At 45.2% G+C, this 14,528-nt stretch carries 6 protein-coding genes; all 6 read left to right on the top strand.

The features are described 5' to 3' along the window. Positions 1–113 precede the first annotated feature (113 nt). Positions 114–7,061, top strand: coding sequence for a BspA family leucine-rich repeat surface protein (locus EHW67_RS01820; RefSeq protein WP_126160634.1), 6,948 nt, complete (start codon positions 114–116; stop codon positions 7,059–7,061). A 31-nt stretch (positions 7,062–7,092) separates the two neighbouring features. Next, positions 7,093–7,980, top strand: coding sequence for a PorP/SprF family type IX secretion system membrane protein (locus EHW67_RS01815; protein ID WP_126160633.1), 888 nt, complete (start codon positions 7,093–7,095; stop codon positions 7,978–7,980). Positions 7,981–9,131: 1,151 nt separating this feature from the next. Continuing rightward, entirely contained in the window at positions 9,132–10,856 is a 1,725-nt protein-coding gene (locus tag EHW67_RS01810; protein ID WP_126160632.1) for an IlvD/Edd family dehydratase, read from the top strand. A gap of 15 nt (positions 10,857–10,871) precedes the next feature. Then, positions 10,872–11,636, top strand: coding sequence for an SDR family NAD(P)-dependent oxidoreductase (locus EHW67_RS01805; protein WP_126160631.1), 765 nt, complete (start codon positions 10,872–10,874; stop codon positions 11,634–11,636). 46 nt (positions 11,637–11,682) lie between these two features. Continuing rightward, on the top strand, positions 11,683–12,576 hold the full coding sequence (locus EHW67_RS01800) for an SMP-30/gluconolactonase/LRE family protein (protein WP_126160630.1): 894 nt from the start codon (positions 11,683–11,685) through the stop codon (positions 12,574–12,576). A 98-nt stretch (positions 12,577–12,674) separates the two neighbouring features. Then, positions 12,675–14,300 (top strand): sodium:solute symporter, encoded by a 1,626-nt coding sequence (locus tag EHW67_RS01795; RefSeq protein ID WP_126160629.1) that lies wholly within the window; start codon positions 12,675–12,677, stop codon positions 14,298–14,300. Positions 14,301–14,528: the final 228 nt, after the last annotated feature.

The raw sequence follows: 14,528 nt of genomic DNA, 5'->3' as shown, positions 1-14,528 counted from the left end.
AAATGTTCCCTATGTATAAAAACTACTATTAAAAATTTTACCGCCACAATAATAGGTTGGCATCCATTGTCCAATTACAAGTATTAAAAATTAACCTAATCTAATCTAATCTAATGAAAATTACCTTCAAGTTTATGCTCTTGCTCCTGTGCTGCTTCAGTTTTGGCAGTACCATGGCCCAAGACGAGTTTATCACCACTTGGAAAACAGATAATCCGGGAATAGCCAATGCAAGTAATAATTACGAATCTAACGATTATGCAATTACCATCCCAACCAATCCAGCCTATACCTATAACTATATGGTAGATTGGGGAGATGGTTCAACATCAACTGGTGTCACGGGAGATGCTACCCACCATTATACCACAAAGGGCACTTATACAGTAACCATATCTGGCGTTTTTCCTCATATCTTCTTTAATAATATTGAAACGCTCCGTCAAGTGAATGATGATCCCTTTGGTCCTGGTGATCCTTTTGGTCCCGGGCATCCTGATGATCCTTTTAATGGTGGTAACTTCACATGGGTAACCGATAACAGTAGTGATAGTAAAAAATTACTGTCAATTGAGCAATGGGGCAGCCAACAATGGCAATCCATGCAAGCTAGTTTTAAGGGGTGTACAAACCTTGTTGATAATTCTACGGATACGGCAAACACATCATTAGTAACCGATATGTCCCAGGCCTTCAATGATGCGCAAAATTTTAATGGGGACATTAGTGGTTGGGATGTGAGTAATGTAACCAACATGGCTGAAATGTTCTACTATGCTTTTAATTTTGATCAGTCAATTGGAAATTGGGATGTTAGTAATGTAACCAATATGTCAGAAATGTTTGTTCATGCAAAATTATTCAACCAAGATATAGGTGGTTGGGACGTGAGCAAGGTAACGTATATGGATACTATGTTCTTGGGCGCCTCTTCTTTTAACCAAGACATAGGTGGTTGGGATGTAAGCAATGTGACCAATATGAGTTCTATGTTTTCTAGTGCAGAAGTTTTCAACCAAGACTTAGGTAATTGGAATGTAAGTAATGTGATCGATATGAGTTCTATGTTTTTTAGAGCAGAAGTTTTCAATCAAGACCTAGGTAATTGGAATGTGGGCAATGTTACCGACATGCGTTCCATGTTCAATATGGCAACTAAATTTGATGGTGACATAGGTGGTTGGGATGTAAGTAATGTGACCGATATGAATTCTATGTTTTCTAGTGCAGAAGTTTTCAACCAAGACATAGTGGGTTGGAATGTAGGCAGTGTTACTGATATGAGTTCCATGTTCTATTCGGCACCTAAATTCAATGGTGACATTACAGGGTGGGATGTAAGCAAGGTAACCAACGTCGGGTATATGTTTTATGGTGCTACTGATTTTGACCAAAACCTTGGAGATTGGGATATTAGTAGCGTCTCAAACATGTATGGTATGTTTTCTGGATCCCAACTTTCTTTGACAAATTATGACAACACCCTAATTGGCTGGAACACCCTAAATACCGATGCCGGGGAAACACAAATACCAACAAATGTTAACTTTAATGGGGGTTCAGGTGTATACTGTCTTTCTGCTACAGCGAGACAAAACTTAATTGACACGTATAGCTGGTCCATCACCGATGCTGGGGAAAATTGCCCCCAAAGACCCTTTATCACCACCTGGAAAACCGACAACCCTGGAAAGACCGATGCCAACAGCATTGAAATCCCCACCGGCGACGGAACCTTTGCCTATACGGTAGACTGGGGAGATGGCTCTACCGATACTACGGTATATACCGGTGATGCCTCCCATACCTATGCCAGCCCTGGCACCTACACCGTGAGCATTAGCGGGGATTACCCACATCTGAGATTTAATTACGGAAGAGATAATGAAAAATTACTTTCGGTAGAGCAATGGGGAGACCAGGTCTGGGGATCAATGCGGGAAAGTTTTTACAAATGTAAGAATGTGGTGATCAATGCTTCTGATACGCCTATTCTTTCTCAAGTAACAAATATGTCCAAAATGTTTTACGAGGCATCTTCCTTTAATGGGGATAATATTAGTGACTGGGATGTTTCCAATGTGACTAATATGTCATATATGTTCTATGATACACCCATCTTTAATCAGGATATTGGCGGTTGGGATGTATCCCAGGTTACAGACATGTCGCATATGTTTTATGTAGCACCTTCCTTTAATGGGGATATAAGCAATTGGGATGTTTCCAATGTGACGAACATGGCTTATATGTTCAATAGAGCAGCTGCCTTTAACCAAGACATTGGCCCTTGGGATGTGAGTAATGTTACGGATATGAGATATATGTTCAATAGGGCAACTGTGTTTAACCAAGATATTGGCTCTTGGAATGTAGGTAATGTTACTGATATGCGCTTTATGTTTCAATATACAAGGGATTTTAACCAGGATATTGGTGATTGGGATGTTGGGAATGTCATTAACATGAGTTATATGTTTAATTACGCCTATGCCTTTAACCAAGATATTGGTTTATGGGATGTGTCCAAGGTGACCGATATGTCTTATATGTTTAATCGTTCTGATGAGTTTAATCAAGATATCGGTAGTTGGAATGTGGGAAATGTTACCAATATGCGAGGAATGTTCGGTGAGGCAAGATTTTTTAATCAGGATATAGGTAACTGGGATGTTAGTAATGTAACCGATATGGTCTATATGTTCATCTCAGCCAAAGATTTTAACATTGATATTGGCAACTGGAATGTATCAAAGGTATTATTGATGAACGGTATGTTCCAGAATGCATCCAATTTTAACATGGATATAGGCGGTTGGGATGTGTCCAATGTAATCGCGATGACCTCAATGTTTAATGGTGCTGAAGCCTTTAATCAGGATATTGGTAATTGGAACGTAAGTGAGGTGACCAATATGGAAAAAATGTTCCAAGGTGCGGGTATATCTAAAGATAACTATGATTCGCTGTTAAACGGCTGGAGTACTCTGACTTTGAAGAATGGGGTGGTATTTCATGCCGGCAATAGCAACTATTGTAATGGAGCTATTGCCCGCCAAAAGATCATCAATGATTTTGGCTGGACCATTTCCGATGCTGGAGAAGACTGCCCACCTCCTTTTATTACCACCTGGAAAACCGACAACCCCGGAAAGACCGATGCCAATAGCATTGAAATCCCTACGGGGGACGGAACCTTTGCCTATACGGTAGACTGGGGAGATGGCTCTACCGATACTACGGTATATACCGGTGATGCCACCCATACCTATGCCAGCCCTGGCACCTATACTGTAAGTATCAGCGGCGATTTTCCACATCTTAAATTTACTAACGGTGGGGACAATCAAAAACTACTAACTGTAGAACAATGGGGAGACCAGGTCTGGGGTTCCATGGAGAATTGTTTTTATTATTGTTCAAATATGGTAATCAATGCGACTGATGTACCTAATCTTTCTCAGGTGACCAACATGAGAGCTATGTTTTTAGAGGCGTCATCCTTTAATCAGGATATAAGTGGTTGGGACGTAAGCAATGTGAGCAATATGGCTTATATGTTTAGGGGAGCCACTATATTTAACCAGGACCTTGGAAGTTGGGATGTATCCAATGTGACGGATATGCAGGAGATGTTCAATGGTGCCAATTCTTTTAACCAAAATTTGGGCAATTGGAATGTGGCAAATGTTTCCAATATGAGAGGTCTGTTCTTTAATGCCAGTGCATTTAATCAAGATATTGGTGGTTGGGACGTAAGGAACGTTACCAATATGAGTACCATGTTCTATTCTGCCGGATCCTTTAATCAGGATATAAGTGGTTGGGACGTAACGAATGTGACCAATATGGCATACATGTTTACACGGGCATACGCCTTTAATCAAGATATTGGAGGTTGGAACGTGGAGAACGTTACCAGTATGTCGGGCATGTTTAATAATGCCAGAGCATTTAATCAAGATATTGGTTCTTGGAATGTTGGTCAGGTTGTGGACATGGGGTATATGTTTTATTGGGCAGCTTCCTTTAACCAAGATATTGGTAGCTGGAATGTTGGTCAGGTAGAGAATATGAACTCCATGTTTTCTACTGCAACTAACTTTAATCAGGATATCAGTGGTTGGGATGTGTCCAATGTAACGAATATGGGCAGAATTTTTTATGCGACTAGGAGCTTCAATCAAAATATTTCTTCCTGGGATGTAGGGCAAGTAAGTGATATGAATTCAATGTTCAATAGGGCGTCAAGCTTCGATCAGGATCTTGGTTCTTGGAACGTAGCAAGTGTCGCGGATATGTCCAGTATGTTCCAAGACGCCGGACTTTCCACGAAAAATTATGATAAACTGCTCAATTCGTGGAGTTCTCAAAGTCTAAAACATGGTGTTGAATTCGGAGGTAGTATAACCTATTGCTTGGGCGAGGATGATCGTCAAAGCCTAATAGATAACTATGGGTGGGATGTTATAGATAACGGTAAGGATTGCGCGGCCTACGATGAAGACGGAGATGGAATATTGGACATGGACGATAATTGTGTTTCCGTATCCAATAGCGATCAGTTGGATACCGATTCCGATGAGCTCGGCGATGTCTGTGACCCCGATGATGACAATGACGGCACCCCTGATACGGAAGATGCTTTTCCATTGGATGAAAAGGAAGATACGGATACCGATGGGGATGGTACTGGGGACAATGCCGACGAAGATGATGACAACGATGGCACCCCGGATACGGAAGACGCCTTCCCGTTGGATGAAAAGGAGGATACGGATACCGATGGGGATGGTACGGGCGACAATGCCGATGAAGATGATGACAATGACGGCACCCCTGATACGGAAGATGCCTTCCCATTCGATGAAAAGGAGGATACGGATACAGACGGCGATGGTACTGGGGACAATGCCGACGAAGATGATGACAATGACGGCACCCCTGATACGGAAGATGCTTTTCCATTGGATGAAAAGGAGGATACGGATACAGACGGCGATGGTACTGGGGACAATGCCGATGAAGATGATGACAATGACGGCACCCCGGATACGGAAGACGCCTTCCCGTTTGATGAAAACGAGGATACGGATACCGATGGGGATGGTACTGGGGACAATGCCGATGAAGATGATGACAATGACGGCACCCCTGATACGGAAGATGCTTTTCCGTTGGATGAAAAGGAGGATACGGATACAGACGGCGATGGTACTGGGGACAATGCCGACGAAGATGATGACAATGACGGCACCCCTGATACGGAAGATGCCTTCCCATTCGATGAAAATGAGGATACGGATACAGACGGTGATGGCACAGGGGACAATGCCGATGAGGATGATGACAATGATGGCACCCCTGATAGTGAAGATGCCTTCCCATTCGATGAAAAGGAGGATACCGATACCGATGGGGATGGTACGGGCGACAATGCCGATGAAGATGATGACAATGATGGCACTCCTGATACGGAAGATGCCTTCCCATTCGATGAAAAGGAGGATACGGATACAGACGGTGATGGTACTGGGGACAATGCCGATGAGGATGATGACAATGATGGCACCCCGGATAGTGACGATGCCTTCCCATTGGATGAGAACGAGGATACGGATACCGATGGGGATGGTACGGGCGACAATGCCGATGAAGATGCTGACAATGATGGCACCCCTGATACGGAAGATGCTTTTCCACTGGATCCCAATGAGGATACGGATACCGATGGGGATGGCACAGGGGACAATGCCGATGAGGATGATGACAATGATGGCACCCCGGATAGTGAAGATGCCTTCCCATTGGATGAGAACGAGGATACGGATACAGACGGCGATGGTACTGGGGACAATGCCGATGAAGATGCTGACAATGATGGCACCCCTGATGTGGAAGATGCTTTTCCGCTGGATCCCAATGAGGATACCGATACCGATGGGGATGGTACAGGGGACAATGCTGATGAAGATGATGACAATGATGGCACCCCTGATACAGAAGATACCTTCCCATTGGATGAAAACGAGGATACGGATACCGATGGGGACGGCACTGGAGACAATGCGGATACCGATGATGATGGTGATAGTATTCCAGATGCCATTGATAGATGTGACAATACACCAGTAGGGGAAACCGCTGATGCCAACGGTTGTTCGGATAGTCAGAAGGACAGTGATAATGATGGGGTAAACGATGCCTTGGATTTATGCGCCAATACCCCGACAGGAGAAACTGCTGATGCTAACGGATGTTCCGATAGTCAAAAGGATGCCGATGCCGATGGTATTGTAAACGATGAAGATCTTTGTCCCAATACGCCTTTAGGGGAAACGGTAGATGCCAACGGATGTTCGGATTCCCAAAAGGATAGTGATAATGACGGGGTGAACGACGATATGGATTTTTGTCCCAATACTCCTACTGGGGAAGCTGTGGATGCCGAAGGCTGTTCCGATAGTCAGAAGGACAGTGATTTTGACGGGGTAAATGATGCCGATGACCAATGTCCGGATTCTCCTGAAGACGAGGCCGTGGATGCCAACGGATGTTCAGATAGCCAAAAAGACAGCGATGCAGATGGTATTGCCGATAGTAAGGACGAATGCCCCAACACTCCGTCTGGTTTGGCCGTGGATGTCAACGGCTGTGCCGAGGTGCAGAAGGATGCCGATGGCGATGGAATCCAGGATTCCTTGGACAACTGTCCTAACGTGGCCAACCCTGGTCAGGAAGACAGGGACGGTGATGGCCTTGGGGATGTTTGTGATACCATAGAGCTGAACGTTTCCCAAGCTTTTACGCCCAATGGCGATGGGGTAAACGATACCTGGACTATCTATAACATAGAGAATTATCCCAACTCCATAGTGCGGGTCTTCAACAACTGGGGCAAAGAGGTTTTCTCTGCCAAGAACTACCAAAACGATTGGGACGGACATTACAAGAATCTCAGCAGCAAACTTCCTGATGGTGGGTCTTACTTCTACCAAGTAGACCTTGAAGGGGACGGCCGTGTTGATATGGACGGATGGATATTTTTGGCCAAACAATAATCACAATACATAAGAAATACAATAAAATACCATGCAGAATATAAAGAACATAGTAACCATAGCACTCTTCCTCATCTTTGGGGTGTTAAGTGCACAGCAGGAAGGGCTATTGACCAATTACCGCTACCATATGAATGCCTATAACCCGGCTTTTGTCTCCTTGGGGGAGGAGACGGCGATCACTTCCAGCTTCCGTCAACAATGGACGGGAGTGGAAGAGGCGCCAAGGACCATGGTGGTCTCCTTTGGTACGCGACTAGGAAAAAAGACCGGCCTTGGGGTGTCCGTGATGAACGACAAGACCTTTATAGAGAGCCAGACCTTTATTGGTATCGACTACTCCTATAAACTACAGTTGTCCGAAAAGTCGGAACTCTACCTCGGGCTCAAGGCGGGCGGAAATACCTATTCGGTAAACACGGCCGGGCTGGAAACCTATAATATTCAGTCGGACCCCAGTATATCGTCCATCTCAGATTTTAACCCCAATATTGGGGCGGGGATCCTTTTTAAAAGGGAGGCGCTGTTCCTTTCCTTGGCCATGCCCAGGATGCTGAGCACGGACAGGGCAGAGAACAGCAACGGTACGGCAACGGCCACTGTGGCCAAGCCACACCTATACGCTACGGTGGGCTATGATCTGCCATTGGGGAACAACGGCAACCTTATGCTGAAACCCTCTGCCATGATGCGGCAGGTGAGCGGGGCGCCACTATCGGTAGATTTCAATACCATGCTCTCCTTTAACAACGATTTTGAACTGGGGGCCAGCTATAGAACCGATTCTGCCTTTGCCGGCTTGGTAAACCTGAGCATTCATAAGCGACTTACCCTTGGCTTTGCCTATGAGGTAAGTACCAGAAATGAACTGGCCAGCGCCAAGAATACCAATGAGCTGTTCTTAAGGTTTGTGTTTTAAAAACAAGCGGGGCTTTTCCCCAGAACAATGCATTAAAAAAATGAGGTACCCCAGGGTGCCTCATTTTTTTTGTTTAGGGTATGTGTGAACGCTAAGCCAGGAGACTTAGTGAAGCGTCAACTATGCTGTGGTTTATATCACATGTCGGTACCGTCCCTTCTAGCCTGCCTACCGGCAGGTAGGTGATTTTATGAGCGGAGCATAATAAAATTGTATCGAGAAGCACTCCTGACGTATCCACAAAACATGAAAAGTGAGACCTCTCGTTGACCTGAAAAAGGTCTCTGTCGAGGTGACACAGTAGTTTGCGGTGAGGGCAGTGGCCAGTGCGTAGAGAACAGTATTCGGTATTCCGGGATGTACACATTTGAATCCCTTCCGTCCTCCCGCGGAAATCGCGGGACAGGCTTATCCAAGGGAAGGAGCACTTACCATTGGAAACTGACTCCTAATGTCCTAACTTCATCACTCCTTAACTTCTTTGCCGTCACTTCGAGTGTTTTTTCGCAACAAAGAGTAGAAAAAATGTATCGAGAAGCAGACGGGGGAATAAGAAACCAGTTCTCGATACAACCTACCTATCGGTCCGTCACTAGAACTGACGTAGCACTCGAACCGACGACTTCTCATAACCGCATAACCACACAAAATAAAAGAGTGAGACCTCTCGTCGACCTGAAAAAGGTCGCTGTCGCGGTGACATTGGACAAATTAAATGTGAACAGAAATAAGTAAACAGTTTTCAGGGGGGGCAGTCGCTAAACTGGAAATAAAAGCCCCTTATTGAGCTTAACGGCCTATTTTCAATTTCGTCCTAAATCAAGTGGTTTCCACTCTGGAAGAAGAAAGCCCTGCCTCGCCGGCAGGCAGGTGTCCTAAGAGCATTTCACTCAAGTGAAAGCGGCCTGGACAGTGTTGCTGTGGAAAGTGCGTGGATTTATAGAATGTATAAATCCATAAGAAGAGAGGGGCTGAATTGTAAATTCCTCAACAAAGGGTCTTTTTATTTCGGAAAAGTTCACGATATTCATGCCTGCAAACAGAAAAAGGCCGATTAGTTCCTAAAAAAACAAGGATGCGGAAATTTTGTTTTAATACATAAACCAATTGGGATCTATCAAAACGGATTCGTAAACAAGCATAAATAACCAATGGAAAAAGGTGACAAGAAAAAGTTGCGCAGCAGTGACTGGTTTGGCCGTACCGGTAAGGACGGATTTATTTATAGGGCCTGGATGAAGAATCAGGGAATTCCCGATTATGAATTTAACAATAAACCGGTAATTGGCATCTGTAATACCTGGTCCGAGCTTACGCCTTGCAATGGTCACTTCAGAGAGCTGGCAGAATCTGTTAAAAAAGGCATTTGGGAAGCAGGGGGATTTCCTGTAGAATTCCCGGTGATGTCCTTGGGTGAAACCATTATGAAACCAACGGCCATGCTCTATAGAAACCTTGCCAGTATGGATGTTGAGGAAAGCATACGGGCCAATCCCTTGGATGGGGTGGTGCTGTTATGTGGTTGCGATAAGACCACCCCTTCCCTGGTCATGGGTGCCTGTAGTGTGGATATCCCTACCATAGTAGTGTCCGGTGGGCCAATGTTGACCGGGAAATACAGGGGTAGAAATATTGGTACCAGTGATATTTGGCGCTACCATGATGATGTAAGGGAAGGCAAGTTGGAGCATGCGGAGCTTAGGAATATTGAGGCGGCCATGTGCCGTAGTGACGGGCATTGTGCCGTTATGGGTACCGCTTCCTCCATGGCCTGTATGGTAGAGGCCTTAGGGTTAAGCCTACCCGAAAATGCTGCCATCCCCGCTGCCGATGCCCGAAGAAAAGTGTTGGCCCAGTTGAGTGGACTGCGAATAGTGGAAATGGTAAAGGAAGATTTAAAGCTGTCCGATATTTTAACCCGGAAGGCCTTTGAAAATGCCATAAAAGTGAATGCGGCCATAGGCGGATCTACCAATTTTGTAATACATCTTTTGGCCATTGCCGGGCGTATAGGGGTATCCTTAAAATTGGAGGATTTTAATAAACTTTCGTCCAATATCCCCTTAATTGCCAATCTGCAACCTTCGGGAAAACACTTTATGGAAGATTTGTTTTATGCCGGAGGACTGCCTGCTGTTTTAAAGGAGCTTAACGGTATTTTACATAACGATGCAATAACTGTAAACGGTAAGACCGTTGCGGAAAACTACCAAAAGGCCCAGAATTATGATAGGGATGTAATAGGTAGTGTTGATCATCCTTTTAATGATGCAACAGGTTTGGCCATATTAAGCGGCAATCTTGCCGAAAACGGAGCGGTTATAAAGCCCTCTGCCGCCAGTGCCCATTTAATGAAGCATACCGGTAAGGCCGTAGTTTTTGAAAATATTGAGGATTATAAGGCCAGAATAGATACAGACGAACTGGAGGTGGACGAAAGCTGTGTGCTAGTGCTCAAAAATGTTGGGCCAAGGGGGTATCCCGGGATGCCCGAAGTGGGGAATATGGGGCTTCCCAAAAAGCTCTTGGAAAAAGGGGTGAAGGACATGGTGCGTATTTCCGATGGCCGTATGAGTGGTACCGGCTTTGGTACGGTAGTGCTCCATGTATCTCCAGAAGCGGCCATGGGGGGTAATTTTTCGGTCATCCAAGATGGCGATATCATTACACTTGATGTTCACAACCGTAGCCTCACACTGGCAGTAAGTCAGGAAGAACTGGACCAGCGGAAGAAAGATAAGGAACTGCCACCACCAATAGTGGACAGGGGGTATGTAAATTTATATGTTAACCATGTACAGCAGGCACATTTGGGGGCCGATATGGACTTTCTACGCGGTAAGTCGGGTAGTGAAGTGAGCAGGGATTCCCATTAATATTAGCAGAGAATCATGGATTATAAAGACAAAGTGGCTATTGTTACGGGTGCGGGACAAGGTATTGGCCTGGAAATTTGTAAGCAATTGGTTCAGCAGGGAGCCAAGGTGGTATTAAATGACCTGGATGCCAGCTTGGTTTGCGAAGCCGTAGAGGGAATGATGGATGAAAACGGTGAATGTACCGGTGTTTCCGGGGATTCCAGCGAGATGGCGGTAATACAACAGATGGTAGATACGGCAGTTGCCAAGTTTGGAAAATTGGATGTGGTAGTGGCCAATGCAGGAATCACCCTTTTTGGTGACTTTTTAACCTATACCGCAGAATCTTTTTTTGAAGTGATGAAAGTAAATCTAGGGGGAAGCTTTTTTTTGGCCCAAGCTGCGGCCAATCAAATGAAAGAGCAGGCAAGTGGCGGATCTATTCTATTTATGTCTTCGGTAACGGGGCATCAGGCACACGAGAATTTAGCTGCCTATGGGATGAGCAAAGCCGCCTTGGAAATGCTGGCCAAGAATCTGGTGATAGAGCTATCGCCCTATAAAATAAATGTAAATACCGTTGCGCCGGGAGCTACCTTGACCGAGCGTACCTTAAAGGACAAGGATTACTTGGGGACCTGGGAAAGTATTACGCCCATGGGCAGGCCGGCATCGGTCAATGATATAGCAAAAACCGTATTGTTTTTGGTTTCGGAAAATGCCAGGCATATTACTGGGCAGAGTGTGGTGGTTGACGGGGGCTGGACCTCCGTAAGTCCGTCTCCATATAAAAAATGAATTGATAAAAAGAAGTAAAATGCCCCATGGGGTATAAATTATAACAATGATACAAACGATACATCCAGAAGTTGTCTGTGAGTTAAAAAGTAGATTGGGAGAAGGCCCTTTATGGGACGATTCAAGGAATTTAATATGTTGGGTAGATATCCTGAGTGGGCATATCCATGAATGGTCCCCGCAAAAAAAGTCGCTCAACACCCTATCGTTGGGTCAAATGATAGGAGCTATGGCCCTTACGGACAAAGGGGATTATATAGCTGCTTTGAAAAGTGGTTTTGGAAAGATTCATCCTAAAACGGCAGAACTGGAAATGATCATTGATCCGGAAACGCACTTGCCCTTGAACAGGTTCAACGATGGGAAATGCGATCCTGCTGGTAGGTTTTGGGCAGGTACCATGCCCATAGCCGAGGATAGTAGTTCGGGCAGTCTATATACCCTGGATGCTTCCCTAAACGTGACGAAAAAAGAATCTGATATTTGTGTTTCCAATGGCTTGGCGTGGAGCCTTGATAGAAAAATGATGTACTTTATAGACTCTCCCACCCGAAAGGTGGTAGGTTATGACTATGACCATGAAAGTGGGAGCTTGAGCAATAAAAGAACGGTCATTGACATTGCCGAGGCAGACGGCTTTCCGGACGGGATGACCATTGATGATGAGGGGATGCTTTGGGTTGCCCATTGGGGTGGATGGCAGGTAGCCCGCTATGACCCCGGAACAGGGAAAAAATTATTGTCGGTCAGCATGCCGGTTTCCCAAGTTACCTCCTGTGCCTTTGGCGGGGCCGATTTTAAGGACCTTTATGTCACCTCGGCCCGGAAGGGACTCAGTGAAAAGGAACTTGCAGATCAGCCTTTGGCCGGATCCTTGTTCGTTTTGCGCAATACAGGCTATAGGGGCACAGCAGCATTCAGATTTAAACAAGAAAACTAAGAATACCTTATTAGCACAACCAAACCGTATTGGAAGTGGCGTAGTGCATGGAAACGTGTTGAGCAGCTTCCCTTACAGAGCAAATTGTTAGTTAAATTATGAAGGGATTGGACATATTGGACTGGGTGGTTATTTCCGCTTATTTTGTGGTGTTGCTAGGAGTGGCCTGGTGGGTAATAAAACAAAAACAAAAAAATACGGAAGACTACTTTCTGGCGGGCCGTAATATAGGTTGGTTCATGGTAGGGGCTTCCATTTTTGCTTCCAATATAGGTTCTGAACATGTGGTTGGCTTGGCGGGCAATGGGGCAGGTGACAAGATGCCCTTGTTGATCTATGAATTGCATGCCTGGATAGTGCTGATGTTGGGCTGGGTTTTTCTTCCTTTTTATGCAAGAAGTGGGGTGTTTACCATGCCGGAATTCTTGGAAAAGCGTTTCGATGCCCGCTCTAGATGGGTACTCTCCCTAGTCTCTTTGATTGCCTATATCCTCACCAAGGTATCCGTAACCATTTATGCGGGTGGAGTGGTGGTTTCCGCCTTATTGGGAATCCCGTTTTGGATAGGGGCAGTTGCCACGGTGGCTTTAACCGGATTATATACCATTTTGGGAGGTATGCGGGCCGTGGTCTATACAGAGACCATACAGGCCATTGTACTGGTCATGGGTGCAGGGATATTGAGTTTTATGGGACTGGAAGAAGTAGGGGGCTGGGGAGCCTTAAAGGAAACCATTGGGGTAGATTATTTTAATATGTGGCGCCCCAATTCAGATCCCGATTATCCTTGGTTGCCTTTATTCCTTACCAGTACCATTGTAGGTATTTGGTATTGGTGTACAGATCAGGTTATTGTGCAACGGGTGCTTACTGCCAAAAGTATCAAGGCGGGAAGGAGGGGCAGTATCTTTGGTGCCCTGTTAAAACTGATGCCCGTTTTTCTTTTTCTTATACCTGGGGTGGTTGCCTTGGGCCTTAAGATGCAGGGGAAGTTGGATTGGAGCAGTCCAGATGAAGCTTTTCCGGTGTTGATGAGCAATCTATTGCCCTCGGGACTGCGTGGCCTGGTAGCGGCCGGACTATTGGCGGCCTTGATGAGTTCCCTGGCCTCGGTATTCAATTCCTGCTCTACCCTTTTTACCCTGGATATCTATAAAAAGCTGAAACCCAATAAACCCGAAGAGGAATTGGTGAAAACAGGAAGAACGGCCACCTTTTTTGTGGTGGGCCTAGGGCTGTTGTGGATACCGGTAATTACCCGACTATCAGACGGACTATACGAATACCTACAGAATGTACAGGCCTATATTTCCCCGCCCATTACCGCCGTATTCCTTCTGGGAATTTTTTATAAACGTATCAATGCCAATGGGGCCATTGCCACCCTGGTAGGCGGATTGATCATTGGCTTTTCCAAACTGAGCTTGGAAATTTTAAAATCCAGTTTTTCCGAAGATAGTTTTCTATATGCACTGGCAGATATCAACTGGTTGGTATTTGCGGCCTATTACTTTGCACTTTGTGTGGCCATTGCCGTTATAGTAAGCATGTTTTATCCGGCACCTAGCGCCCAACAATTGGCCGGACTCACCTTTGGTACGGTAACAGCGCATCAGAAGAAAGAAAACAAATCCAGTTATAACTTTTGGGATATAATGGCCTCTGTAATAGTGGTAATTATTGTGGTCTATATTATGATTTCTTTCAGTACGCTTTCGCTTTAGACCGTTGCCATATCGGGCTGGTAATTGCTATAGCCTCCAAGGTGTAAGGAGCGCTTAACTAGCCTAAGTGTCTGATTTTTGAGAATTTAACTTATTTTTTGTAGGGTTTTTCTTAGTAAATTTTAGATGTTAAAATAGTTATCGACATCTTATTTTAGTTATATTTGGGAACCGGTTTATGTATTCGGAAGCCGGTTTTAACTTCCCCCTCAGCATATTATGCCTACA

This window comes from Arenibacter aquaticus (assembly GCF_003957295.1).
GTDB classification, from domain to species: domain Bacteria; phylum Bacteroidota; class Bacteroidia; order Flavobacteriales; family Flavobacteriaceae; genus Arenibacter; species Arenibacter aquaticus.
This window is presented reverse-complemented; position numbering and strand designations above follow the sequence as displayed.